Origin of the sequence: Thioclava sp. DLFJ5-1 (assembly GCF_002020115.1) — a bacterium.
Classification (GTDB): Bacteria; Pseudomonadota; Alphaproteobacteria; order Rhodobacterales; family Rhodobacteraceae; genus Thioclava; species Thioclava sediminum.
Map to the genome: position 1 here is coordinate 125,245 of NZ_MPZU01000005.1, position 24,544 is coordinate 149,788.

The window sequence follows — 24,544 nt, forward strand, 5'->3', positions numbered from 1 at the left end:
CAGGCGGCGAGCAAGAGAAGAAGCGTCAGGGCGAGGGTCAGGGTCTTGGTCATGGGGTCACCGAAAGGGTCATGATGCCAACGCGCGCCGTCGCGGCGGGATAAACTTCGATGCCGTCACGGTTGATGCCGACATGTGTGTGCAGCTCCGGATCGGCGGCACAGGCGCCAAGCAGACCGATCAGCAGGAACGGAGCCGCGAATTTCATCCAAGCTGTTCCTTCCAGCGAGCGATCTGCGCGCGCACCTGATCGGGCGCGGTTCCGCCGTAAGATTGGCGCGAGGCGACCGAGTTGTGAACCCCGAGGACGTCGAAGACGCTCTCGGTGATCGCCGGGTTGATCGACTGCATCTGTTCGAGGCTCAGATCGGGTAGATCGCAGCCTTTTTCCTCAGCTATGGCCACCAGCGAGCCGGTGACGTGGTGGGCGTCGCGGAAGGGCAGCCCCGCCTCGCGCACCAGCCAGTCGGCCAGATCGGTCGCGGTGGAGAACCCGCCCGAGGCCGCGGCCTCCAGCTTGTCCGCGTTCACCGTCATGTCGCCGATCATCCCCGCCATCGCGGCAAGCGCGAGCATCAGGTTGTCGGCGGCGTCGAAGACCTGTTCCTTGTCTTCCTGCATATCCTTGGAATAGGCGAGCGGCAGCCCCTTCATCACCGTGAACAGCGCGACCGAGGCCCCGAGGATGCGCCCGATCTTGGCGCGGATCAGCTCGGCCGCGTCCGGGTTGCGCTTTTGCGGCATGATCGAAGAGCCCGTCGACCACTTGTCCGACATCGCGACGAAACGGAACTGCGCGGAGGACCAGATCACCAGCTCTTCGGCGAGGCGCGACATGTGGACCGCGCAGATCGATCCCGCCGAGAGGAATTCCAGCGCGAAATCGCGATCCGACACCGCGTCGAGCGAGTTCGCCATCGGCCGGTCGAAGCCCAGCGCCTCTGCCGTCGCGTGACGGTCGATGGGGAAGCCGGTGCCGGCAAGCGCCGCCGCCCCCAGCGGGCATTCGTTCATCCGTTTGCGCGCATCTTCAAAGCGGGATTTGTCGCGCGCGAACATCTCGACATAGGCCATCATGTGATGACCGAAGGTCACCGGCTGCGCGGTCTGCAGATGGGTGAAGCCGGGCATCACCCAATCGGCGCCTTCCTCGGCCCGGGTCAGCGCAGCGCGGATCAGCGTGTCGAGCCCGCTGATCGCGGCGTCGCATTGCTCGCGCACCCAGAGACGGAAATCGGTTGCGACCTGGTCGTTGCGCGACCGTGCCGTGTGCAGCCGCCCCGCCGGTTCGCCGATCACCTCTTTCAGCCGCGCCTCGACATTCATGTGGATGTCTTCAAGCGCGGTCGAGAAGGGAAATCCGCCCGCTTCGATTTCTGACAAAACCGTGAGCAAACCTTCTCCGATCGCCTCGGCGTCCTTATCACTAATGATGCCTTGCGCGGCGAGCATCGCGGCGTGGGCCCGGCTGCCGCGGATATCCTGCGCGTAGAGCCGCTGGTCATACCCGATCGAGGCGTTGATCGCCTCCATGATCGCGTCAGGCCCCGCGGCGAAACGCCCGCCCCACATCGCGTTGGAGGACTTGTTCTCGTCGGTCTGATCGGTCATGGTCTGAGGCCCTTGCTAGGAGGCTATATGTTACGGTTTCTCGTCCTTTATACGGCGCTGGCGCTGGGTGCAAATGTTGCGCAGGCCGCGGATCTAGATGCGGTGAAATCGGGGCAGATGGAATCCCTCGTCACCTATGACGAACCGCTGCCGCTGCCGCCCTTCACGGTGACCGACGAAAGCGGCGACGAGCATTCGATGAAAGACTTCGAAGGCAAGGTGGTCCTGATCAATTTCTGGGCGACGTGGTGCCCGCCCTGCCGCGAGGAAATGCCCTCGCTGAATGCGCTGCAAAAAGCCTACGGCGAGAATGGGTTTCAGGTGATGACGATTGCCACGGGCGGTTCGAACTCGCCCGAGAAAGTCGCCGCCTTCTTCGACAAGGAAGGCATCGACGCCCTACCCCGCTTCCACGACGACGCCAATTTTGCCGCCCGCGCGATGGGCGTTCTCGGGCTTCCGGTCTCGGTGCTCGTCGACAAGAACGGCCATGAGGTTGGCCGAATGATCGGCGGCGCGGAATGGGATTCGCCCGAGGCGAAGAAGGTCATCAAGGCGCTGATCGACGAGAAGTAAGCGCAGGGTGGTGTGGCGGCAGCAGGCACTTTGCCGCCGGGCCGGTCTTCCGTTGCGGCCCGATTTTCGATCGCATCCCGAGCAACCCGGTCCGCGTGTCGCAACATTCTGCAGAGTCCGGCGTCTGGGCTGCATCTGAACTGCCAGCCACGCCTCTGCCCGCGCGAACTTGTTCTTCGCAGTTCTACGCTGAATGTTTCCTTTGGCGCTTCGGTCCGCCGAGACTCACGCCGCGCTTCTCCCTGCGCGCAGATAGCGCCCTAGCCAATGTTCGATCTCTTCCGACAGGGCCAGGATGGCCTCCAGCCGCCCTTTGATATCGTCATGGAAACTGTCGAGCTGGTCGATCGTAGCCGCGAGGCCGCCATTCGCATCCCGCATGCGCCCACACTCGACGCGCCCGAGAACGCGGATCGTGTCGAGCCCGAGCAACTGGCGACGAATGTCTCGGCTTTGGTTCATCATGTCGTCGGCGAGCTCGGCCGCTTGACGCATCGCGGCATTCGCATCGGCTGTACCTTTGGCGACCAGTGATTGCAGCAAAGCGCGTTCGTCCTCTCGGGGCTGATCATTCTGCGCCTCTTCGCCCATAAAATTGGTACTCATTTCGTTGAGGACGCGCGCGCAGCCTAGTTGGAACACGGCGCGCGCGACCTGAAAGGCCATCTGACCGCAGAGATTGCCGCGACCTGCAACGAATTTGCGCAGCCGCTCCGAGATGACAGCAGACGAAGCTTTGTAATTCTCCGAGATCGCAGACACCGGCCCCCCGGACGGCTCGAGCCGCGAGGCGACGATCCGCATGTTGTTCGGCACGGATTGCAGCGCTTCGAAACTGCGTAGAAGTCCGAATTGCTCCTTCGTGAGCCGTCCCATCGCGGTGTTCAATTCGGCCAGCATCCGCGTATTCTCATCGGCATTTCGATTGAGGCGGCGATCCCGTTCGGTAAGCTCGAGCGCCAGCGCATAGGCCATGAAGGCGGTGTAGCTCGAATAGCCGCCACGTTCCGCGAAATCACGCAACAGCGTCGCGCTCTCCTCCGGGTCGAGCGACTCCGCCCGCTCGCGCGCAGAGAGATCACGGTAGAGTTGGTGGATTTCATCGGACAGCTCGCTCGTCGGTTTCAGCCGGACCGAGAGGTAGCCCCCTTCGATCGGCATGACGACCGCGAAGACCCAATACCACCCGCCGCCTTTCGCCTTGTTCTTCACATAGGCGCCCATGGGATAGCCTTTTTTCAGCGCATCCCAGAGCACCCTGAACACCGCTCGCGGCGTATCGGGGTGGCGAACGATCTTATGCGGCGCTCCGATCATCTCGGACCACTCGAACCCCGCGGTGCGCCGAAAAATCTCGTTGCCCGATTGGATCACCCCACGCGTATCGGTGCGCGAGTAGAACAATTCTTCCAGCGCGAAAGGCACCTCGTTGGTGCCGCGCAGTGCCGGCTGCCCCATTTTCGTCATCGCCATTCTGTTCCATCAAGCTCCACCCTAGGCACCTGCCGGTTACCATCGACTTAACGCCGGATGCGAATTTTCCGTTAACCACGAGTCCGGCGTATTTCCCGGTCTTTACCGCTTCTTAGGCGCTTGCGCGGATGCTTGGCTCGAAGGCGAAGGAGGGGTAGATGACGAATCGAGACGCGAGGACCATGCCGGTGCATCGTGATGAAGATAGCCCGCTGAGCTTTGCGGCTGCCGAGCAAAGCCGACAGGCCTTGGCTATGGTGCGCGCGGCGATCGACCGGCAAGACGTCATGCTGGCCTATCAGCCCGTGATCCAGACCTGTCGCCCCGACCGACCCGCGTTTTACGAGGGCCTGATCCGGGTTCTCGATGATCGCGGGCGCATCATCCCCGCGAAGGAGTTCATCAACGCGATCGAACGGACGGAGGTCGGGCGGAAACTCGATTGCCTCTCGCTCGAACTGGGTCTGAAAGCGCTTCTTGGGCAGCCGGATCTGCGCCTGGCGATCAATATGTCGGCGCGCTCGATCGGCTATGCGCCCTGGACCAAGGTTCTCAATCGCGGCCTCGCGGTCGATGAAACCGTCGGCGCGCGTCTCATATTGGAGATTACCGAAAGCTCAGCGATGGAAATTCCCGAGCTCGTCAGCGTCTTCATGGAGGATTTGCAGGCCCGCGGCGTCAGTTTCGCGCTCGACGATTTCGGGGCGGGCTACACGTCTTTCCGCTATCTGCGAGATTTCTACTTCGACATCATCAAGGTCGATGGGCAGTTCATCCGCGGCATCTCGCACGATCCGGACAATCAGGCGCTGACGAAGTCGCTGCTCGACGTGGCGCGCCATTTCGAGATGTTCACAATCGCCGAAGCGGTCGAGTCGCTGGAGGATGCCGAATATGTGGCAAGCCTCGGCGTCGATTGCATGCAGGGCTATTACTTCGGCGCGCCGACGATCCACCCCCCGTGGAGCCAGTCTCACGAACCGCAACGGAGACATGCATGACCCCAGCCAGAGCGCAATAAACTTGCGCTAACAATTTCCCGAGCGACGGGATTAAGCTTGACCTCTCGTTCCCTTCCGCCATGCTGCGCAGCAGCAGAACGGACGCGCTTTCGCGCCCGCTTAAGTGATGAGGAGGATCCCATGACCAATGTCGTCATCGTCTCGGCCGCGCGCACGCCCGTCGGCTCGTTTTTGGGCGCGTTTGCCAATACGCCCGCACATGACCTCGGCGCCGCCGTGATCGAGGCCGTCGTCGCCCGCGCCGGGATCGAGAAGTCCGATGTATCCGAGACGATCCTCGGTCAGGTGCTGACCGCGGGCCAAGGCCAGAACCCCGCCCGCCAAGCCCATATCAACGCGGGCCTGCCGATCGAAAGCGCCGCCTGGTCGATCAACCAAGTCTGCGGTTCGGGCCTTCGCACGGTCGCGCTCGGCGCCCAGCACATCATGTGCGGCGATGCCGATATCGTCGTCGCAGGCGGTCAGGAAAGCATGTCGCTCAGCCCCCATGTCGCGCATCTGCGCGCGGGTCAGAAGATGGGCGACATGAAGATGATCGACTCGATGATCAAGGACGGTCTGTGGGACGCTTTTAACGGCTATCACATGGGCCAGACCGCCGAGAATGTCGCGACCCAGTGGCAGATTTCGCGCGAGATGCAGGACGAATTCGCGCTGGCGTCGCAAAACAAGGCCGAGGCCGCGCAGAAGGCTGGCAAATTCGCCGACGAGATCGCCGCCTTCACCGTGAAGACGCGCAAGGGCGACACGGTCGTGGATCAGGACGAATATATCCGCCACGGCGCGACGATCGAGAACATGCAGAAGCTGCGCCCGGCCTTCGCCAAGGACGGCTCGGTGACCGCGGGCAACGCGAGCGGCATCAATGACGGTGCGGCCGCGGTGCTGCTGATGTCGGAGGAAGAGGCCGAGAAGCGCGGGCTCGCGCCGCTGGCCCGCATTGCCTCCTATGCGACCGCCGGGCTCGACCCGTCGATCATGGGCTGCGGCCCGATCCCGTCCTCGCGCAAGGCGCTGGAGAAGGCGGGCTGGAAAGCCTCCGATCTCGACCTGATCGAAGCCAACGAGGCCTTCGCGGCGCAAGCCTGCGCGGTGAACAAGGACATGGGTTGGGACGTCAGCAAGGTGAACGTCAATGGCGGCGCCATCGCCATCGGCCACCCGATCGGCGCGAGCGGCGCGCGAATCCTCAACACCCTTCTGTTCGAGATGAAGCGTCAGGGCGCGAAAAAAGGCCTCGCCACGCTCTGCATCGGTGGCGGTATGGGCGTCGCAATGTGCATTGAAGGCCTCTAACGGCAAAAAAATGCTGCATCTGCAAAAAGAGCGCGCAACTTTGTTGCGCGCTCTTGTCATTTTCGGTAACAGCATTTCAAGGGCATTCCATTTGGAGGAGGAATCATGGCGAGAGTTGCATTGGTCACCGGCGGATCGCGCGGCATTGGCGCGGCGATCTCGAAGGCGCTGCAGGCGGCGGGCTACACGGTCGTCGCGAACTATGCCGGCAATGAGGAGGCTGCGGCCAAGTTCACCGAGGAGACGGGGATCAAGACCTACAAATGGTCGGTCGCCGATTACGACGCCTGCGCGGCGGGGATCGAGCAGATCGAATCCGAGGTCGGCCCGATCGACGTTCTGGTGAACAACGCGGGCATTACCCGCGACGCGCCCTTCCACAAGATGACCCGCGAGCAGTGGACCCAGGTGATCGACACCAATCTCAGCGGCATCTTCAACATGACCCATCCGCTCTGGACGAAGATGCGCGAGCGCAAGTTCGGCCGGGTCGTGAACATCTCCTCGATCAACGGCCAGAAAGGCCAGTTCGCTCAGGCGAACTACTCGGCGGCGAAGGCGGGCGATCTGGGCTTCACCAAGGCACTGGCGCAGGAAGGTGCACGCGCGGGCATCACGGTGAACGCGATCTGCCCCGGCTATATCGCGACCGAGATGGTCATGGCGGTGCCGGAGAAGGTGCGCGAGTCGATCATCGGCCAGATCCCGGTCGGGCGTCTGGGCGAGCCCGAAGAAATCGCGCGCTGCGTGGTGTTCCTCGCATCCGACGATGCGGGCTTCATCACCGGCTCGACGATCACCGCGAATGGCGGTCAGTACTTCATCTGATTTCGCCTCTTGGCATTCTCGACGGAGGCCCGCATTTTGCGGGCCTCTTTGTTTTGGCGGGGACAGCATGACACGCGGCAAGGCCACTTCGATCGGGTTCACGGCGGTATTGCTGTGGGCGCTGCTGGCGCTATTCACCGTGGGATCGGCCCCGGTGCCGCCCCTGATGCTGAACGCGCTCTGTTTCGCTTTGGGCGGCGCGGTGGGCGTGATCTGGCTGGTTGCAACCGGTGCGCTGGGGCAGCTGCGGCACGTGTCGTGGAGGGTCTATCTCGCCGGGACCGCGGGGCTGTTCGGCTATCATTTCCTTTATTTCTCGGCGCTGCGCCTCGCGCCCCCGGCCGAGGCCGGGCTGATCGCCTATCTCTGGCCCCTGCTGATCGTGCTGTTTTCCGGGTTGTTGCCCGGCGAGCGGCTGACGCTTTGGCATATCGCGGGGGCGGTGCTTGCTTTCGGGGGCGCGGCGCTGATCCTCGGGGGCGGGATTTCCGCCGATCCGGCGGCGCTGCCCGGCTATGGGCTGGCGCTGATCTGCGCGCTGACATGGTCGAGCTATTCGCTGCTGTCGCGACGCTTCGGCGCGGTGCCGACGGCGGCGGTCGCGGTCTATTGCCTCGCGAGCGCGGCCCTGTCGGCCGTCGCCCATCTTGCGCTGGAGCCGACGATCTGGCCTGCGGACGCGATCGGCTGGGCCTCGGTGATCGGCTTGGGGCTGGGGCCGGTGGGGCTCGCCTTCTACACATGGGACCTCGGGGTGAAGCGCGGCGACATACAACTGCTGGGCACGGCCTCCTACGCGGCTCCGCTGGTCTCGACGCTGGTGCTGGTCGCGGTCGGAATTGCGGACGCGCGGCCTACCCTGCTGATAGCGGCGGCGATGATCGCCGGAGGGGCCGGGCTGGCGGCGCTTGGCGGTCGGCGTCGGCGCGCCGCGCCCCCGCCGCCGGATATGACCGGGCAGGAAATACCGCGGAAGGGTTCGGCCTGAGTCGCCGCGCGCTAACAGGCCCCTTCAAACGACACGGGCCGCCCCGAAGGACGGCCCGATTAAACTCGTGGGAGGGCCCTCAGGCCGTTTCGAGGCGGTGGATTTCCTCTTTCAGCCTAAGTTTTTGCCTTTTCATCTGAGCGATTTCGAGATCGTCGATGCCGGGTCTGCGCGAAGCGCGCTCGACCTCCATCGACAGAGCCTCATGTTTTTTGCGAAGTTCGGTGATATGCGAACCAAGCGACATGGCAGTCTCCTCTCCAGTTGTCAGCCCGTCGATTGCAGCACAGGTTTTGAGTCGTGTCACGGAAATGTCGTATAGCGACGGGTTATCCCCAGCATTTTCGCGAAATCTTGCGAAAGCGTTAACGCGGAATCGGCAATTTTTGACCTTCGCGCAGGATTTCGCGCGCAATTTCCGTCAAATCCTCTGCATCGCGTGAGTGCATCGGCGCCGAGTGCAGGATCAGCGGCGCAAGAAGCTGCAGCGGGGTCCGCGCACCTTTGCGCGCTGTGACGATCACCCGCCGCGCTGCGCGGCCGACCCGGGGCGCAATCGGTAGAACGGTGATCGCGCCGGTCCGCCCATGCAGCCCCGCCAACAGGTCCGCCAGACGGTCGGCCTGCTGGATCAGCGTGATCCGCCCCTCGGGCTTGAGCCGCCGCAGTCCCGCGTCGAGCCATGCGCTGATCGGCGTCGCCTCGCGCTGCGCACGCTCACGGCCGGGATCGGCGGCCGGCGTGCCATCCTCGGGCCCGAAATAGGGCGGGTTGGCGATGACGTGATCGAAGCTGCGCGCGCGCAGATCGGCGGGCATCTGCGCCAGATCGCCTTCGATAACCTCGAGCGCGATCCCGTTCTCCGCCGCGTTGCGCCGGGCCAGATCGGCATAGGCGGGCTGCAGTTCCACCCCGCTTTGTGCAAGCCCCGACACCCGCCAGCCAAGGCACAGGCTCGCCACCCCGGCCCCGCAGCCGAGTTCCAGAACCGACTGGCCCGCCTGCGCCGGACAGGCCGCCGCGAGCAGGACCGGGTCCATCGCCGCGCGGTAGCCCGCGCGCGGCTGGGCGATGCGCAACCGCCCGCCGAGAAAGCCATCGACTGTCAGATCCTCGGGCCCGAACCGATCCATGGGCATCAATCCGATTTGATCTCATTGTCGCGCAGAACCACCTGCGCCATGAACATGTCGCTGTCGCGCACCATCAGGCGGCGCGGAAGGATTCCGAGCGAGCCTTCCAGCACGCTCGTATGGACGTCGAGTTGAAACGTGCTTATACCCTCGCCCTCGAGAAGGGCGGTCGCCATGGCCAGTTTCACCGGGTCCGTGCTGCGCAGTAGCTCTTTCATATCCCTCACTTACGGCCCCTTGCGAGGGCTGTCGAGATGAGGCAGATCGAAGGGATGAACATGAGCCTCGACGACAAGCCCGACAACACGGCGAAACCGCATGACCGGCTCGCGGAAGCCTTGGCCAGCGACATGGCGGCGGTGGATGCGCTGATCGCCGAGCGCATGGCCTCGGAAAACGCGCCGCGCATCCCCGAAGTGACCGCGCATCTGGTCGGCGCGGGCGGCAAACGGCTGCGGCCGATGCTGACCGTCGCGGCGGCGCGGCTGTGCGGCTACGAGGGCAGCCTGCATCACAACCTCGCCGCAGCGGTCGAGTTCATCCATACCGCGACGCTGCTGCATGACGACGTGGTCGACGAGAGCAAGCAGCGCCGGGGCCGCCCGACCGCGAACCTGCTCTGGGACAACAAGTCGAGCGTGCTCGTTGGCGATTACCTCTTCGCGCGGTCCTTCCAGCTGATGACCGACACCGACAACCTGCGGGTTCTGTCGATCCTGTCGAACGCCTCCGCCGTCATCACCGAGGGCGAAGTGCTGCAGCTCTCGGCGGCGGAAGACCTGAACACGACCGAGGACACCTATTACAAGGTGGTGCGCGGCAAGACCGCGGCGCTGTTCTCGGCGGCGACCGAGGCGGGCGCAGTTCTGGCCGGTGCGCCGGAGGATCAGATCGCGGCGCTGCACGATTACGGCGAAAGCCTCGGGATCGCGTTCCAGGTGGTCGACGATCTGCTCGATTATCTCAGCGATGCCGAGACGATGGGCAAGAATGTGGGCGACGATTTCCGCGACCGCAAGCTGACCCTGCCGCTGATCAAGGCGCTGGCGAAAGCTGACGCGGACGCCCGCGCCTTCTGGACCCGCACCATCGACAAGGGCGACCAGCGCGACGGCGATCTGGAGCATGCGCTGGAGCTGCTGCACGCGACCGGCGCGCTCGACGAGACCCGCGCGGCGGCCCTCGAATGGGCCGATCGCGGGCGCGCGCGGCTCAAGGTGCTGCCCGAGAGCGAGCTGCGGCAGATGCTGGACGATCTGGCGGATTACGTGGTGGCGCGGCTGCGCTGAGGGGGCTCTGCCCCCGCCCTGCGGGCTCCCCCCCGGGATATTTGGGTCAAGAGGAAGAGGCGCGGCTTTGGGGCTGCGCCTTTTGCGTCTGATCGCCGAGCATGCCGGACGCGTGCCACCAGTCGGGGCGACGTCGGGCCAGCATCGCCTCGGCGGCCTGCGCCCCGTTCAGCGTCTCGAACAGCGCGAAACAGGTCGCCCCCGAGCCCGACATCCGCGCGAGGCGGCAGCCGGGCAGCGTCATGAGCCCGTCCAGAACCTCCCCGATCACCGGGGCGGAGGCGATGGCGGGGGCTTGCAGGTCATTGCGCTGGGTCGCGAGCCAGTCGATGCAATCGGGCGCGCCAGTGAAGCTCGGAAGCGTCTCCGGCATCGGGGGGTTATCCTTCGAATCGAGCCCTTTGAAGATCGCAGGCGTGGGCACCTCGACGCGCGGATTGACCAGAAGCGCAGGCAGCGGCGGCAGGGCCACGGGGTCGAGCGTCTCGCCGATACCGCGCACGCGCTGGGGCTGCGGCGTCAGGCACATCGGCACGTCTGCCCCAAGCTGCGCGGTCTCTGCCGGAAGGGGTTGGCTCCAAAGCGCAGACAGCCCGCGCAGCGCAGCCGCCGCGTCGGACGATCCACCGCCAATCCCCGAAGCGGGCGGCAGATATTTGTCGAGATGGATCTCGGCCCCCTGCCCTGCCGGGCGCGACAGGAGGGACGCCGCTTCCAGCACGAGATTCGACGGGTCGGCAGGCACGCCCGCAGCCTCGGGCCCCGCGACGCTGAGCGAGAGCGCGTCGCTTTCGCGCAGCACCAGTCGATCTCCCATCGGCCCGAAGGCTACGAGACTGTCGAGCAGGTGGTAGCCATCGGCCCGCTGGCCGATGACATGGAGCGTCAGGTTGATCTTCGCCGGCGCGAAGGCGTCAATTATTCGCATCGCTCGCGGGAGTTTCGGGGGCAGCCTGAGCAGTATCCTTGCTCGGACCCTTATCCTCGAGCGGCGGCAGACCCTGCTCCTTGCGCAGCTGGTCCAGACCCACCTCGATCTTGCGGCGGATCGCATCGGGATCGAGCTCCTCGGTGGTCTCCGCATCGTCGGTCGCGAAGGACAACGCGCGGCGCCACTGGAACTTCGCCTCGCGCTGACGGCCCACCGCCCAGAGCACATCGCCCAGGTGGTCGTTGAGCAGCGGATCGCGCGGCTCGAGCTCCACGGCGCGCTCCATCTTCTCGGCCGCCTCCTGATAATGGCCAAGCTTGAACAGTGCCCAGCCGAGGCTGTCTATGATGAAGCCCGCATCGGGACGCTCGGCGGCGGCCTTGCGGATCATGTCGAGCGCCTCGTCGAGATTCTCGCCCTTGTCCACGTAGGAATAGCCCAGATAGTTCAGCACCGAGGGCTGATCGGGCGAGAGACGCAGCGCCTCGCGGAAGCCCTTCTCGGCCTCGTCCCAATTGCCCGAGCGTTCCTGCGCGATGGCGCGCGAATACCAGACGAACCAGTCCTTCGGCTCGGGCTGGCCGAGCAGGTCGATCGCCTTGTCATAGGCTTTCGCAGCCTCGGCAAAGCGGCTCTCGCGGCGCAGCGTGTCACCCAGAGCGGTCCAGACGCCCACGAGCTTGGGACGGCTGCGCGACAGGTTCTCGAGCACTTCAATCGCGGCATCGTTGCGACCCGCGCGCACCATCGATTCCGCGCGCCCGATCTCGGCGGCGTGGTAGATCGGGCTGTCGGGCTTGATGTCGGCATAGGCTTCGATAGCAAGATCGTACTGGCCCTGCTGGTCGAGCATCGACGCGGTCAGCAGCGTCGCATCATCCATGTCGGGCCGGATCAGGTTCGCCAGTCGCGAATGCACCAGCGTGAACGTGTCGGGCGCATCGCCGATCAGCGCCTGCGCGACCGAGTAATAGACCTCCGCCACGCCGTCGGACGCGTTGCGCACGACGTCGAAGGGCAGCGTGTCGCCCGCCTCCAGCTTGGTGCGAATGTCCTTCAGCTGCGGGTCGAGATCCTTGCCGAAGCGATCCTCGATCAGCGTCAGGGCCTCTTTGTTCTTCTCGAGCTGCGAGAGCACTTCGACATGGGCCAGCACGCCGCGCCGGGTCGAGGTGATCTTCTCGCCATGCTCGCCGCTCAGGATCGCATCGGCACCTTCGTAATCACCGACCAGCGCCAGCGCGAGCGCCTTGTGGAAACCCGCGAAGGCGGCGAGGCCCTGCTGCTTGCCGACCTCGTCGAAGGCGGCGGAGGCATCGGACATCTTGCCGTCGCCCGCCAGCGCCCAGGCCTTGGTAAGACCGCCCACGAGCGGCCCGGGATCGGCGCCGCTGTCGAGAAGCGCGAGCGCCCCGGTCCAGTTCTTGTCATGCGCATCGGCCGCCAACGCGGTGAGCGCCGCGATCTGGCTGCCGGTCCCGGCCTCCACCATCTGCTGCGCAAGCGGCGTGGCGCGGTCGAAATCGGCAATCGCGATCTCGGAGACGAGCGTTGCTTCCGCGGTCGCGCCGCTGGTATCGCCGCTGGCCATTAGCTGACGGTAGTAATGCGCGGCCTCGGCGAAATCGAATTGCTGCGACGCGATGCGCGCGGCGAGATAAGCCCCCGCCTCTGCCGGGCTGGGGTCATTCGCGGTGTCGGCAGCATCGCCTTTCGCGGCGGCTTCGTCGGCAGCCTGCGCTGCATCTTCGGCGCTGCCCGCCTTGGGCGTATCCTGTGCCAGCAGCGGCATAGGCGCGGTGGAGCCCATCAAGAGGGCGAAGAGCGCAAGGCGCAGCGGGGTCTTCAAACTCGACACGAAACGGTCCTCTCATTCGGGTTGAAATCGAGCGTAACGGCGCGATGCGGGCATTACAATGAGCCGAACCACCGCACGCGGGAAGCCGCCTGCGCAGACACGGCGTTGTGATGGGGGAATTGACGGAAAACAGACGCGCGCGAATACTCAAACGCACCTTCGAGGGACATGAGGAAACCACGAAAGGTCCGGAGGCTATGCGCATCTACCATTTGCAGACCCGGCGACTTTAGGTTTAACGAATTTCATGAATAATTACCCCTACGTTGAAAAGCGATCGCCTCGTGACCGATAGCCCAGTCAAGTTCATCAATGCCAAGTCACCCGACATGACTCGTGTGTCTACTTTGCTCGACCTGTGCAGGCGTGAAAATAGCTGGGCGAACCGCGGCCCCCTGTACCGAAATCTCGCGGAGTCGTTTGGGGCGCATTTCAGCTTGGGGTCGGAAACCGCCGTCACCCCTTGCGTGAACGCCGGAGTCGCATTGGAGGCAATGGCCAAGCTTCTGGCGCTGCGCGAGGGGCGCGCACTGCGATGGGTCGGCTCCGCGTTCAGCTTTCAGAACCTGGGACGCGGCCACTTCGCCGATATGCACTTCGTCGATTGTGACGATAAGGGGCTTCTCGACCTGGATCAGTTGAACGCGCTTCCCCAGGATAGTTTCGACGGGCTCGTCGTCGTGAACCCGTTCGGTCTTCATCGGGACTTCTCCGCCTTTATCGAATACGCCAAGGCCACCGGGAAATTCCTGCTTCTGGATAACGCGGCGGGGATCAGCCGCGATTTGCCCGATTGGCCGTGGCAGGCGCTCAGCCTGCACCACACCAAGCCTTATGGCATGGGCGAAGGTGGTCTTGCGATCACGCCCGCGGAACTATCCGAAGAGTTCTACAGCCTGATCAATTACGGCGCGGTTCCGGCAGAGCCGTCTTGCTGGGTGAACAACGGCAAGATTTCCGACATTTCGTGCGCCTTTCTGATCGACCGCCTCGAGCGGGTCGACACTTGGGAGAAAGAGTATTTCGAGCAGGCCGAGCGCGTGCATGACATTGCGCGCGAGCTTGGCCTGCGCCCTTTGACGCCATTCAACATCGGCGCGCCCGCCATGAGCTGGGGTTATCTTGCAGAGATGGAAATCCCTTTGGAAACGATCTTGGACAGCAAACAGCTGACCTTCGGAAAATATTACAAACCGCTGGCTGACCTGCCGAAGACGACGGAGCTGTATCGCAATCTCGTCAACATCCCGACGCATCCCGATGTCGCCCTGCTGAGCGACCGGGATTTGCGGGAGGCGATAGAGCGTCTGCTCTGAACTCAGGCGGGATCGCTTTTGGTCCGAATGACCTTCGCCGGAACGCCCACCGCGACACTGTTTTCGGGAATCGCCCGTACGACCGCTGCCCCCGCGCCGATCACCGAAGCCCGGCCGACTGAAATACGCTGAATAATGCTCGCCCCGGTTCCGATCTCGACTTCCTCGGCCAAAGTTACATTGCCTGAAAGATTTGCACCGGGACTGATCGTCGTGAAGGATCCCACACTAGTGTCGTGTCCAACAGTCACGCAGGGGTTAATTTGGACGTGATCTGCGACTTCAATGTCTGTTGTAAGAGAAGCACCAGCCATGATGACGGCACCTTTCCCCAGAACAACTTTTCTTCCGAGCGAAGCCCCCGGATGCACCAGCGTAGGAAAAATATAGCCAAGTTCACCCAACCGGAGCGCAATCCGCTTGCGTGCAGCCGGAGCCCCAATCGCAATGACGACATCCGGCAGCGGGTCGTCTCCGAAGGTGGACAGATCGGAGGTGACCGGCAGCCCGTGGACCGTCTCCGGATGCACAATGCCGGGATCAACGGCAAAGCCGAGCACGTTCCAGGTCGGCCCCTCCGCATTGATCGCGTGGATCACCTGAAGGACTTCGCGCCCGAACCCGCCGCAGCCATAGATCACGATGTTTCGCATGGGCATAAATTCCTCCTCGAAGCCGGGTGCGATCAGCCGAAACGCTCTTTCAGAATAGCGAGAAAGCGCAAGACATTCTCGGTTTCCTGCTCTTTGGCCGCTGCCATGTCGGCAATCAACTGATCGCGCGTCTCGCGCGCCCAGTCGATTTCCTCCTCACCATAAGCGACCCCGTGCTTCAACTCGAAGCCGTCCCGCCAATCCTCCGCACTCAAGCCCGGACGTGGGACGACCACCGGCACACAGCCCGACAGCGCCGCGTAATAGGCGTACATCGTGTAGAGGTCGTGGCAGTAGAAAACTTCGGTCTTATTGAAGACCTCGGCGATTTCTTGGTGACTGAGACCGTCGAGCGGAATAGCGCGGTCGCTTTCCGGGATTTGCGAAATCGTATCCGTTCCCTTCCGGATCATCCGGCAACTGCCGGTGCGCGGGCGGTTTTCATCCCGATAGATGTCCTCGCGCAGCCACCGCACCCGCAGCAGACGATCGGGGGAAACGGAGGCCACACCTTCGGTGAAGGCTTCCTGATAGAAGAAGACTTCCTCGCTCGGATCGAGGGCCTCATTGCCGCCCAAAAGGCCGGGGCGGTTCAGCAACCAGCGGACCACGCGCTCGGCTTCCAGCGGGTTGCCCCTGACCGTCTCCGGATAGACAATGATCGCATCGTCAAGGACCGCATCGGAGGCCACCGGCACATCCATGCTCTCATGCGCAGCAAAGTCCGGCAGCTTCCGGCGATAGTTCCAGCGCTTCAACGCGCCAAGCCACGCGGGGCGCAGGGACCGGTAGGTCTTGCAGGGCTGTCTCGCATAGGCGTCGACGCCAAGGCTCCGCATGCGGTCGATCAACGCGTGGAGCACGATCTGCCCCCCGCTGTTTTCGTCGAAGGGGCGACAGACCACGACGATCGGCCGGGTCGGAAACGAGCCAGTCGGGGCTTGTGTCGGCATATTCGGCCTTCCCAGAGTCCGGTGCAAAAAGGGGCCCGCAGGCCCCTTTCGCGATCACATGTTCGGGTAGTTCGGCCCGTCGCCGCCCTGCGGGGTGGTCCAGTTGATGTTCTGGCTCGGGTCCTTGATGTCGCAGGTCTTGCAGTGGACGCAGTTCTGGAAGTTGATCTGGAACTTCGCGTCGTCGCCCTCGCCGACCACCTCGTAGACGCCCGCCGGGCAATAGCGCTGCGCGGGTTCGTCATATTTCGGCAGGTTCACCGAGATCGGGATCGACGGATCCTTCAGCTTCAGGTGGCAGGGCTGGCTCTCTTCATGGTTGGTGTTCGAGAAGCTGACATTGGTCAGGCGGTCGAAGCTCAGCTTGCCATCGGGTTTGGGGTAGTCGATCGGCTTGAAGTTCTTCGCCTCGCCGGTCGCTTTCGCATCCGATTTGCCATGCTTGAGCGTGCCGAACAGCGAGAAGCCGAAGAGGTCGTTGGTCCACATGTCGAGCCCGCCGAGGACGAGCGAGGGGACCATCCCCCATTTCGACCACATCGGCTTCACGTTGCGGACCTTCTTGAGGTCATTCGCGATCGGACCCGAGCGCAGATCGGCCTCGTATTCGGTCAGTTCATCGCCCGAACGGCCACCTTTGATCGCCTCTGCCGCAGCTTCCGCCGCCACGATGCCCGACAGCATCGCGTTATGGTTGCCCTTGATGCGCGGCACGTTCACGAGCCCCGCCGAACAACCCAGCAGCACCGCGCCCGGCACCGTCAGCTTCGGGATAGACTGCCAGCCGCCTTCCGAGATCGCCCGCGCGCCGTAAGCCACGCGCTTGCCGCCTTCGAGCAGCTCCGCGACCATCGGGTGATGCTTGAAGCGCTGGAATTCCATGTAGGGATAGAGGTGCGGGTTCTCGTAGTTCAGGTGCACCACGAAGCCGACATAGACCTGATTGTTCTCGAGGTGGTAGATGAACGATCCGCCACCCGCATTGCCGTTTAGCGGCCAGCCCATCGTGTGGGTCACGGTGCCTTCGCGGTGCTTCTCCGGGTCGATCTCCCAGATTTCCTTCATACCGAGGCCGAATTTCTGCGGGCAGTGACCGTCGGAGAGGTTGTGCTTCTCCATCATCACCTTGGCGAGCGAGCCGCGCACGCCTTCGGCGATCATCACGTATTTGCCGCGCAGTTCCATGCCCGGCTCGTAGCCCGGACCCTCGGTGCCATCGGGGTTCTTGCCGAATTCGCCCGCGACGACACCGGCGACGCGGTCACCGTCCCAGACGATTTCCGAGGCGGCCATACCGGGGAAGATCTCGACGCCCAGACCTTCGGCCTGCTCGGCCATCCAGCGGCAGACATTGCCCATCGAGACGATGTATTTGCCGTGGTTCGACATCAAGGGCGGCATCGGCCAGTTCGGGATGCGCATCGCCCCGGCCTCGCCCAGCATGTAGAAATTGTCTTTCTTGACCGGCACGGTGATCGGCGCGCCCTTGTCCTTCCAGTCGGGGATCAGCTGATCCAGACCGCTGGTGTCGAGCACCGCTCCCGACAGGATATGCGCGCCCACTTCCGAGCCCTTCTCGAGCACGACGACCTCGAGCTCCGGGTCGATCTGCTTCAGGCGGATCGCCGCCGAAAGCCCCGCAGGCCCCGCGCCCACGATCACCACATCATATTCCATCGACTCGCGCGTCACTTCGGTCATGTCTGTCGAACCCCTTGCTGGTCGTCCTAGCTGGCGTCCTGCCTAGCCTACCTCGCGTAACGAGGCAATTGTTACGCTGCGATGCCGCGCAACAATCTTGCGCCAAATTGCAGCCGCTCCCCCAGAGCGGCAAGATCGGCAAATCGCCGCGAAAATCGCGCTGTCCACTTGACTTCCGGGGGGCAGAGCAGATTTAGATGCCCTGAATTGGGGACAGTTCCGAATTCGGGAGCCTTCCATGGACAAACAACCGATGACGCGCGCGGGTTTCGACGCGCTCAATACAGAATTGAAAAAGCTCAAGTCCGAAGAGCGGCCCGCGATCATTGCTGCGATCGCGGAAGCGCGGGAATTGGGCGACCTCTCGGAGAATGCCGAATACCATTCGGCACGCGAGAAGCAGGGCTTTATCGAAGGCCGGATCAAGGAGCTCGAAGGACTTCTGGGCCGGGCCGAGGTGATCGACCCGTCGAAGATGTCGGGCGCCGTCAAATTCGGCGCGACCGTCACCATCGTCGACGAGGACACCGACGAAGAGAAGACCTACCAGATCGTCGGCGAGCCCGAGGCCGATCTGGAGAAGGGCAAGCTCAACATGAAATCGCCGTTGGCGCGTGCGCTGATCGGCAAGGACGAGGGCGACTCGGTCGAGGTTCGCACGCCGGGTGGCGACAAGGCTTACGAAATCCTCAAGATCGTTTTCGCCTGACGCGGTCGTCCCCTGCGCGGTGAGCATTAGACCGCGCGCCACTGACGGAGAGCCTGAATGGAAGGACCCGCAGAGCAGGACAAGGACCGGTTCGCCATTCCCGGCGGACCACAACCGCCTGCCGGTCGTCCACGCCTCAAAACGCGATATCCCGGCGCGCCGGAATGGATCGCGCTGGGGCTGAGCCTCCTGTGGGTCCTCATGGTCGTGGCCTTCTGGTTCTTCGCCCCGGGGATCGCGCGTGCCGCATCGTTGTTCGCTACCGTCAGCCTCGTGGTCGGGATGGCCGTGCCGATCGTGATGATCTGGGTCGCGGCCGTAACGGCCCGCGCAACCCGCGAGATGCGCGCCGAGACCGCCGCCCTCAAGCAATCCATCGAGGCGATGCGCACCGCCTGGCTCAATCAGCAGGCGCTGCGCACCGATCAGAATGTCGAGAAGAAGCTCGACGAGATCGCCGCCGTCGCCCGGCAGGCGGAGACCACCATCGCGACCTTCGCCTCGCGCCGCGACGTGCAGGCGAGCCAGCCCTCGGCCGATCGCAAGGCGGCGCTGGTCGCGCCGCCCCCGCCGCGGCCCGATGACAGCGAACCGATGCTGGCGCTCGGCACCCCTGCCGAGGAGTTGCGCGCGCCGCTCTCGGTCGCCGATTTCGTCCGCGCGCTGAACTTCCCGGATTCGCCCGACGATACCGAAGGCTTCCGTGCGCTGCGCCGTGCCCTTGAAGACCGTTCGACGGCGAAGCTGCTGCGCTCGGCGCAGGATGTGCTGAACCTGCTCGCGCAGGACGGCATCTACATGGACGACCTCAAGCCCGACCGCGCCCGGCCCGAGCTGTGGCGTCGCTTCGCCCAAGGCGAGCGCGGGCGCGAGATCACCAGCCTGGGCGGCATCCGCGACCGCTCGTCTCTGGCGCTCAGCGCGGGCCGGATGCGCGGCGACACGATCTTCCGCGACGTGGCGCACCATTTCCTGCGCCAGTTCGACCGCACCTTCGCCGAATTCGAGAAGAACGCGTCGGATCAGGACATTGCCGAGATGGCCGAGACCCGCACCGCGCGCGCCTTCATGCTGCTGGGGCGCGTCACCGGCAGTTTCGACTAAGGGGGCCAGCCCCCTCGGGCTTCGCCCTCACCCCCGGGATATTTTGGCCAATACGAAAGCGCGCGGCAGAGGCAGAGCCTTCACAGCGCGCGGCGCATCAGTTGCACCGACCGGAAATCGAAGACCAGCCGCGTCAGCCGTGACGTGCGCCGCCCCGTGACCTCGAAGCCCAGCCGCTGATACAGGGCGCGGGCGCGCAGGTTCTCGTCGATCACGTCTAGGCAGAGCGCCGCATAGCCGCGCCTGCGCGCCTCATGGGACAGCGCCTCGATCAGCGCGCGCCCGATGCCCGCCCCGCGTAGCTCGGGCCGCACCGCGATCCCGTCGACCATCATCCCGCCCGCGGGCAGGTCATGCGCCAGAAGATGCAGGCAGGCGCCGCGCCAGAACCCGCCGCTGCGCCCGTAATGGCTGCGCAGATCGGACCAGCTTCCACCGACGAAAGAGCCGCGATGGGTGCGAAACCCGACAACCCCGACCAGCGCGCCGTTGCCGTCGAGCGCAGAGAGCGCGTGGCTGGGGTCGATCACGTCGGCGATGAAGCCCAGAGCGCGCGGCTCGGGGCCCATCACCCGCCCGAGCTTGCCACCGAAAGCCTGCCAGTAGAGCCCCGCCGCCGCCATGCGATGCTCGCGTGCGAGCCCGTGCCGGATCGACACCTGAGTCACCGTGTCGCCTCCGCCAGATGCGCGGCCGCCGCTGCGAGATCCTCGGGCGTGTTGAGATTGGTGAACGGGTCGGGGCTACCCTCGAATTCCACCCGCGCCGCGTCCGGGAAGGCCGCGCGCAAGCGCCGCTCGCCCGAGGCGAACAGCTCTGCGATGCGCGCGCGGTCGTCGACCGGGCACAGCGCCACGCTCGGATGGTCGCGGCCACCCGAAGCAGCATAGGCCGCAGCGCCGGGGGCGTTGAGCCGCGCGACCAGATCGTGGGGCAGGAAGGGCGTATCGACGGGCACGCAGAGCAGCCTCTGCGCACCCTGCTCCGCCGCCCAGTCGAGCGCGCTCAGGAGCCCCGCCAGAGGCCCCTCGCCTTGCCGCTCGGGCGGATCGGGCAGCACAGGGATCGGAGCGAATCGCAGCGCCGCGCCATTGGCGGAGATCGCGAGCCTGGCCACCTGCGGGCCGATCCGGGCTGCGACATGGGCAAACAGCGGACGTCCGGCGAGCATCATCATCGCCTTGTCGACGCCGCCCATGCGTCGCCCCTCCCCGCCCGCAAGGATCACCGCGACCACACGCGGCCCGACATCTTCGCCAGCGGTCAAGATGATTGCCTCCAATACAATCGCGCGCTTTGCCTTTGCCCGCATCCTTCCCTATCTGTCCCGCAACTGAGAACGGGAGACAAGCATCATGTCGGACATGACCGCGAACGGGACGACCCCGAAAGGCACGATCCGAGCCGCCTATTGGCGCGGATTTCGGCATGGTCTGCCGTTCCTTCTGGTAATCATGCCCTTCGGGCTGTTGTTCGGGGTGGCGGCGACCAGTGCGGGGCTCGATCTGGCGCAGGTCATGGGCTTCTCGGTGATGGTCATCGCGGGCGCTGCGCAATTCACCGCGCTGCAGCTGATGGGCGATCACGCGCCGGTCCTGCTGATCCTCGCGGCCTCGCTTGCGGTCAACCTGCGCATGGCCATGTATTCGGCGGCGCTGACGCCGCATTTCGGCAAGGCGAAGACATGGCAGAAGGCGCTGGTGGCCTATTTCATGGTCGATCAGTCCTATGCGATGGCGGCCAATGAATACGAGGCCGAGCCGGAGATGAGCCGCGCCGAGAAGCTGGCCTATTACGCAGGCGTCTGCAGCCCGATCTGCCCGAACTGGTATGTGGCGACGCTGCTCGGCGCGCTGGTGGGCGCGAAGATCCCGCCGGAATTCGCGCTCGATTTCGCGGTGCCGATCACCTTCCTCGCGATGATCGGGCCGGCGCTGCGCACGCTTGCTCATGTCGCGGCGGCGGCGGTCTCGGTCGTCGGCGCGCTGGCGCTGAGCTTCCTGCCTTCGGGCGTGGGGCTGATGATCGCCGCGGTCGCCGCGATGGTGACCGGCGCGCAGGTCGAGCTTTGGGTCGCGCGTAGAAAGGCGGTGGAGGAATGAACGGGTATTCAGACGCCCTGATCTGGGGAATCATCATCGCGCTGGGGATCGGCACGTTCTTCCTTCGCTTCTCTTTCATGGGCTTCCTCGGCGACAGGCAACTGCCGGAATGGGCGCTGCGCTACCTGCGCTATACGCCGGTCGCGGTTCTGCCGGGGCTGGTGGCGCCGCTGGTGCTGTGGCCTGCGGCCACGGGCGGTGAGACCGACCCTGCACGGATGATCGCAGCCTTCGCAACGCTTGGGGTCGGGATTGCGACGCGCAACACGCTGTGGGCGATTCTCAGCGGCCTCGCCGCGCTTTACCTGTCGCTGTGGCTGGTGTGAGACGCGGTCTGCGCTGAAGGCGCAGATCGGGGGCTCCAGCGAAGCCACCGAAGCGGCGAACGCGGATTGCGCAAGCAATGCGCCGGGGAAACCCGCTAACTCCGTCTTAAGCCTCCCGAGCGCCGCGCCCGACCTCGGGTGGGCGCTTTGCAGCGCTCGGTGGCTGGGTGCTTTATCTCGCAAGCCCGTAGGACAGCGATACCCGCGACGACACCGCCAATGCGCCCTCCCCGGGGGAGGTCCGGGCGCGGCCCGGGCCGCTTCGCGGCTGATCCGGGCAGCGAGTTCCCAATTCAAAAAGAAAAAGGCCGTGCCCGGAGGCACGGCCTTCTAACCGTCAAGGTCAGGCGATCTTACTTGATCTTGCCTTCCTTGTATTCGACGTGCTTGCGCACGACCGGATCGTATTTGTTCACGGTCATCTTTTCGGTCATGGTGCGGGCGTTCTTCTTGGTCACATAGAAGTGCCCGGTGCCCGCCGTCGAGTTCAGACGGATCTTGATCGTCGTCGGCTTCGCCATTGTTTATCTCCTAGCTCCGGGCATCGAAAAAACTACGCACCCGCGGAATCCTTGAAGCCCGCCTTTTAGCGATGCGCGATGCGGAGTCAACCGGCAAACCGGGCCGCAGGCTGAAAATTCTTCGCCCACGGCTCATAAAGCGGTGACGCCCTTTTCCGCTCAGATCAGCGGCTTGCCCATCGTCTCGTGAATCTGGGCGACTTTCTCCGTCTCGAGGCCCAGCGCCGCAGCGAGATTCGCCAGATATTGCTTCTCTGCCTCGGTATCGACGGTGATCGGCAGAAGCGCAGACGAATAGACCTGCGACTTCATGTGGTCCGAGGTGGCATTGGCCAGAGCGGTGATGTCGATCGGGCCGTCGAGTTCGGATTTCACGAAGGCGATCTCTTCGTCGGAAGCGTCGGACAGGTGATCGAGGATGGTCTGGCGCTCGGTCTCGTCGATCTCGCCATCGGCCTTCGAGGCCTGGATCATCGCGCGGATCATCAGCTTGGCCTGATCTTCCATCATCGCGTTGACCGGCGTGCCGGAGGTCACGGCGCCGAGCATCTCCGAGATATTGCCCGCGCCCGTTTTCGCAGCGCCTGTCATGGCCCCGATCAGCGCGCCAAGCCCTGCCTCGGTCGCCGCCGTCGCGGAGGCCGCCTGAGAGCCGAACTGGCCGAAGAGACCGCGCACGGTCTCCTTGCCGCCGGGCATGCCCATCTTCTCGGCCCATTCGCCCATCTGGTCGCCCATACCGCCGGGCTCGCCCGCCTTGCCGAGCGCGTCCTTCATGCCGTCGAGACCGCCCATCTTGTTGAAACGCTCCACGCCCTTGGCGGCGGCGAAACCCACCGCGAGCGTAGCCAATGTCTTCACGAAGCTCATATCATTCCCCCGAAATGCGGATTCCTGTTGAGACAGCTTCGCGCGCAGGGGCGCGCTTGGCTAGGAAAAACTCACGCGATTTACAGCTTGGCAACCACGTCGGCGAGCATCTGGCGCACCTGGCTCGCGACTTCGGTGAGATCGTCATTCTCGACCGCGAGCATCGAGGCCACGGGATCGACGGCGCTGACCTCGATCCCATCCTCCACCTCGCGCAGCACCACGTTGCAGGGCAGCATCGCCCCGATCCGCGGCGCGACGCCGATCGCCTCATAGGCAAGCTTCGGATTGCAGGCGCCGAGGATCTTGTAGCGCGGCATGTCCTTGTCGAGCTTGGCCTTCATCGTGGCGGATACGTTGATCTCGGTCAGCACGCCGAAGCCCGCCTCGGCCAGCGCCTCGCGCACTTTCGCCTCGACCTCGTCGAATGCCCCGGTCATCACCTTGTCGATCGTATAGCCCATGGCAATCTCTCTCCCCTAGTTGGTCTCGGCTGTTCGCGCCTTTGCGTCGAGCGTGGCCAATTCGATGCGAAACGCAAGTCACGATCATGGAGAGGCCTGTGCTTCAATGCGCGCTCACTGTGCCGCAGTGGCGGGAACCCGTGCGGGCGGGAGCTTGTTCCTTGCCCTCGATCTTGAAGCTGAAGAAGAATTTGCGCGGATGGCCTGTAAGCCGGATTTTGTCCCGGGGGCTTGCACCCCCATGGATGACCATTCCTCTCGCCCTGCGATTGCTCACAGGGTCTAGCTGCCAACCCGGATCGCTCGGGGCGAAGCTCCCCTGCCGTCACCGCAGGCGGCGCAGCGCGCGATCCCTATTCGGCGTTGCTCCCGGTGGGGCTTGCCGTGCCGGTCCTGTTACCAGTCCCGCGGTGGGCTCTTACCCCACCGTTTCACCCTGACCCCGGCCGAAACCGAGGCGGTCTGTTTTCTGTGGCGCTTTCCGTCGGGTTTCCCCGCCCGGGCGTTACCCGGCACCGTTGCTTCATGGAGTCCGGACTTTCCTCGGGCCCCCGGCTACCCGCATACACGGGGCTACGGGAACTCGCGGCCATCCAGCCATCCGCGCAAGGCAGCAGATAGACACTCGCCCCCGCGCGGTCAATCGCCCCGCGCAGGCTTGTTCCGTCACCAAGAAGCGCCGGCCCCGCATCACGAGGCCGTGAAATTTCGGGAGCAGTCCGTGCAACCACTTGCTTTTCAGGTGCGGCACGTTGACGCTGACCTTCCATGAAGTGAAAGGGAGATCACGATGGTAAAGGGAGGACTCCGCCTCGGGCTT

27 protein-coding genes and 1 other RNA gene are annotated in these 24,544 nt (G+C 64.4%); 11 read left to right on the forward strand and 17 right to left on the reverse strand.

All coding sequences use genetic code 11. The features are described from left to right. Window positions 1-49: 49 nt before the first annotated feature. Window positions 50-208 carry a hypothetical protein gene (locus BMI86_RS21305; protein WP_168173874.1) on the reverse strand — a complete coding sequence of 53 codons (159 nt, stop codon included), beginning with the start codon at window positions 206-208 and terminating at the stop codon, window positions 50-52. After that, window positions 205-1,611 carry an argininosuccinate lyase gene (gene argH, locus BMI86_RS15500; protein WP_078542201.1) on the reverse strand — a complete coding sequence of 469 codons (1,407 nt, stop codon included), beginning with the start codon at window positions 1,609-1,611 and terminating at the stop codon, window positions 205-207. The genes BMI86_RS21305 and argH overlap by 4 nt, the downstream gene beginning before the upstream one ends. Window positions 1,612-1,638: 27 nt before the next feature. Between argH and BMI86_RS15505 the strand changes: the two genes are divergently transcribed. Further along, window positions 1,639-2,187: a TlpA disulfide reductase family protein gene (locus tag BMI86_RS15505; RefSeq protein WP_078542202.1), complete on the forward strand. Its 549-nt coding sequence runs from the start codon at window positions 1,639-1,641 to the stop codon at window positions 2,185-2,187. A gap of 225 nt (window positions 2,188-2,412) precedes the next feature. On the opposite strand, the gene BMI86_RS15510 is transcribed toward BMI86_RS15505, so the two are convergent. Next, window positions 2,413-3,660: a PAS domain-containing protein gene (locus tag BMI86_RS15510; RefSeq protein ID WP_246831733.1), complete on the reverse strand. Its 1,248-nt coding sequence runs from the start codon at window positions 3,658-3,660 to the stop codon at window positions 2,413-2,415. Window positions 3,661-3,818: 158 nt separating this feature from the next. On the opposite strand from BMI86_RS15510, the gene BMI86_RS15515 reads away from it, so the two are divergent. From BMI86_RS15515 to BMI86_RS15530, 4 genes are all read left to right on the forward strand, one after another. Further along, the gene (locus tag BMI86_RS15515) at window positions 3,819-4,661 is read left to right on the forward strand and encodes an EAL domain-containing protein (RefSeq protein WP_078542204.1); all 843 of its coding nucleotides are present in this window, start codon (window positions 3,819-3,821) and stop codon (window positions 4,659-4,661) included. Window positions 4,662-4,802: 141 nt separating this feature from the next. Next, window positions 4,803-5,978 carry an acetyl-CoA C-acetyltransferase gene (locus BMI86_RS15520; protein ID WP_078542205.1) on the forward strand — a complete coding sequence of 392 codons (1,176 nt, stop codon included), beginning with the start codon at window positions 4,803-4,805 and terminating at the stop codon, window positions 5,976-5,978. A 105-nt stretch (window positions 5,979-6,083) separates the two neighbouring features. Beyond that, window positions 6,084-6,806 (forward strand): beta-ketoacyl-ACP reductase, encoded by a 723-nt coding sequence (locus BMI86_RS15525; protein ID WP_078542206.1) that lies wholly within the window; start codon window positions 6,084-6,086, stop codon window positions 6,804-6,806. A 67-nt stretch (window positions 6,807-6,873) separates the two neighbouring features. Next, window positions 6,874-7,794: a DMT family transporter gene (locus BMI86_RS15530; protein ID WP_078542207.1), complete on the forward strand. Its 921-nt coding sequence runs from the start codon at window positions 6,874-6,876 to the stop codon at window positions 7,792-7,794. A gap of 79 nt (window positions 7,795-7,873) precedes the next feature. Here BMI86_RS15530 and BMI86_RS15535 read toward each other — a convergent pair whose 3' ends face one another. The 3 genes from BMI86_RS15535 to BMI86_RS15545 form a co-directional block, all read right to left on the reverse strand. After that, window positions 7,874-8,041: a YdcH family protein gene (locus tag BMI86_RS15535; protein WP_078522525.1), complete on the reverse strand. Its 168-nt coding sequence runs from the start codon at window positions 8,039-8,041 to the stop codon at window positions 7,874-7,876. Window positions 8,042-8,159: 118 nt separating this feature from the next. Then, complete coding sequence (locus BMI86_RS15540; RefSeq protein WP_078542208.1) at window positions 8,160-8,927, reverse strand: methyltransferase; 768 nt, start codon at window positions 8,925-8,927, stop codon at window positions 8,160-8,162. A 5-nt stretch (window positions 8,928-8,932) separates the two neighbouring features. Continuing rightward, window positions 8,933-9,145, reverse strand: a complete 213-nt coding sequence (locus tag BMI86_RS15545; protein ID WP_078542209.1) for a DUF2007 domain-containing protein — start codon at window positions 9,143-9,145, stop codon at window positions 8,933-8,935. Window positions 9,146-9,181: 36 nt separating this feature from the next. Between BMI86_RS15545 and BMI86_RS15550 the strand changes: the two genes are divergently transcribed. Next, window positions 9,182-10,216, forward strand: a complete 1,035-nt coding sequence (locus BMI86_RS15550; RefSeq protein WP_246831734.1) for a polyprenyl synthetase family protein — start codon at window positions 9,182-9,184, stop codon at window positions 10,214-10,216. Window positions 10,217-10,262: 46 nt separating this feature from the next. Here the strand turns inward: BMI86_RS15550 and BMI86_RS15555 are convergent, their stop codons facing one another. Both BMI86_RS15555 and BMI86_RS15560 read right to left on the reverse strand, forming a co-directional pair. Beyond that, window positions 10,263-11,144, reverse strand: a complete 882-nt coding sequence (locus tag BMI86_RS15555) for a 4-(cytidine 5'-diphospho)-2-C-methyl-D-erythritol kinase (protein ID WP_078542210.1) — start codon at window positions 11,142-11,144, stop codon at window positions 10,263-10,265. Beyond that, window positions 11,131-13,005, reverse strand: a complete 1,875-nt coding sequence (locus tag BMI86_RS15560; protein ID WP_078542211.1) for a tetratricopeptide repeat protein — start codon at window positions 13,003-13,005, stop codon at window positions 11,131-11,133. Before BMI86_RS15560 ends, BMI86_RS15555 begins: the two co-directional genes overlap by 14 nt. 266 nt (window positions 13,006-13,271) lie before the next feature. On the opposite strand from BMI86_RS15560, the gene BMI86_RS15565 reads away from it, so the two are divergent. After that, on the forward strand, window positions 13,272-14,321 hold the full coding sequence (locus tag BMI86_RS15565) for a DegT/DnrJ/EryC1/StrS family aminotransferase (protein ID WP_078542212.1): 1,050 nt from the start codon (window positions 13,272-13,274) through the stop codon (window positions 14,319-14,321). Between the two features lie 2 nt (window positions 14,322-14,323). Here the strand turns inward: BMI86_RS15565 and BMI86_RS15570 are convergent, their stop codons facing one another. From BMI86_RS15570 to BMI86_RS15580, 3 genes are read right to left on the reverse strand one after another with little or no spacing between them, the layout of a single operon-like run. Further along, window positions 14,324-14,974 (reverse strand): acetyltransferase, encoded by a 651-nt coding sequence (locus BMI86_RS15570; RefSeq protein ID WP_078542390.1) that lies wholly within the window; start codon window positions 14,972-14,974, stop codon window positions 14,324-14,326. A 32-nt stretch (window positions 14,975-15,006) separates the two neighbouring features. Further along, entirely contained in the window at window positions 15,007-15,927 is a 921-nt protein-coding gene (locus BMI86_RS15575) for a hypothetical protein (RefSeq protein WP_078542213.1), read from the reverse strand. A gap of 54 nt (window positions 15,928-15,981) precedes the next feature. Continuing rightward, window positions 15,982-17,628 (reverse strand): electron transfer flavoprotein-ubiquinone oxidoreductase, encoded by a 1,647-nt coding sequence (locus BMI86_RS15580; protein ID WP_078542214.1) that lies wholly within the window; start codon window positions 17,626-17,628, stop codon window positions 15,982-15,984. Window positions 17,629-17,866: 238 nt separating this feature from the next. Here BMI86_RS15580 and greA point away from each other — a divergent pair, with 238 nt between their 5' ends. Together greA and BMI86_RS15590 are read left to right on the forward strand one after the other, a co-directional pair. Further along, window positions 17,867-18,337 carry a transcription elongation factor GreA gene (gene greA, locus BMI86_RS15585; protein WP_078522518.1) on the forward strand — a complete coding sequence of 157 codons (471 nt, stop codon included), beginning with the start codon at window positions 17,867-17,869 and terminating at the stop codon, window positions 18,335-18,337. Between the two features lie 57 nt (window positions 18,338-18,394). Then, window positions 18,395-19,441, forward strand: a complete 1,047-nt coding sequence (locus tag BMI86_RS15590; RefSeq protein WP_078542215.1) for a hypothetical protein — start codon at window positions 18,395-18,397, stop codon at window positions 19,439-19,441. Between the two features lie 80 nt (window positions 19,442-19,521). Here the strand turns inward: BMI86_RS15590 and BMI86_RS15595 are convergent, their stop codons facing one another. Then, a complete protein-coding gene (locus BMI86_RS15595) occupies window positions 19,522-20,109 on the reverse strand; it encodes a GNAT family N-acetyltransferase (protein WP_246831735.1) in 588 nt (195 codons plus the stop codon). Beyond that, window positions 20,106-20,708, reverse strand: a complete 603-nt coding sequence (mobA, locus tag BMI86_RS15600; RefSeq protein WP_281480120.1) for a molybdenum cofactor guanylyltransferase MobA — start codon at window positions 20,706-20,708, stop codon at window positions 20,106-20,108. Before mobA ends, BMI86_RS15595 begins: the two co-directional genes overlap by 4 nt. Window positions 20,709-20,805: 97 nt before the next feature. On the opposite strand from mobA, the gene BMI86_RS15605 reads away from it, so the two are divergent. After that, the gene (locus BMI86_RS15605; RefSeq protein ID WP_078542392.1) at window positions 20,806-21,543 is read left to right on the forward strand and encodes an AzlC family ABC transporter permease; all 738 of its coding nucleotides are present in this window, start codon (window positions 20,806-20,808) and stop codon (window positions 21,541-21,543) included. Continuing rightward, a complete protein-coding gene (locus tag BMI86_RS15610) occupies window positions 21,540-21,869 on the forward strand; it encodes an AzlD domain-containing protein (protein WP_078542217.1) in 330 nt (109 codons plus the stop codon). The genes BMI86_RS15605 and BMI86_RS15610 overlap by 4 nt, the downstream gene beginning before the upstream one ends. A 353-nt stretch (window positions 21,870-22,222) precedes the next feature. Here the strand turns inward: BMI86_RS15610 and rpmG are convergent, their stop codons facing one another. The 4 genes from rpmG to rnpB all read right to left on the reverse strand — a co-directional run bounded on the left by rpmG (window position 22,223) and on the right by rnpB (window position 24,329). Then, window positions 22,223-22,390, reverse strand: a complete 168-nt coding sequence (rpmG, locus tag BMI86_RS15615) for a 50S ribosomal protein L33 (protein ID WP_011750518.1) — start codon at window positions 22,388-22,390, stop codon at window positions 22,223-22,225. Between the two features lie 159 nt (window positions 22,391-22,549). Beyond that, window positions 22,550-23,260 carry a tellurite resistance TerB family protein gene (locus BMI86_RS15620; RefSeq protein ID WP_078542218.1) on the reverse strand — a complete coding sequence of 237 codons (711 nt, stop codon included), beginning with the start codon at window positions 23,258-23,260 and terminating at the stop codon, window positions 22,550-22,552. Window positions 23,261-23,340: 80 nt separating this feature from the next. Next, entirely contained in the window at window positions 23,341-23,724 is a 384-nt protein-coding gene (locus tag BMI86_RS15625) for a DUF302 domain-containing protein (protein ID WP_078522514.1), read from the reverse strand. Between the two features lie 191 nt (window positions 23,725-23,915). Then, an RNA gene (gene rnpB / locus BMI86_RS15630) (RNase P RNA component class A) lies at window positions 23,916-24,329 on the reverse strand. Window positions 24,330-24,544 lie beyond the last annotated feature (215 nt).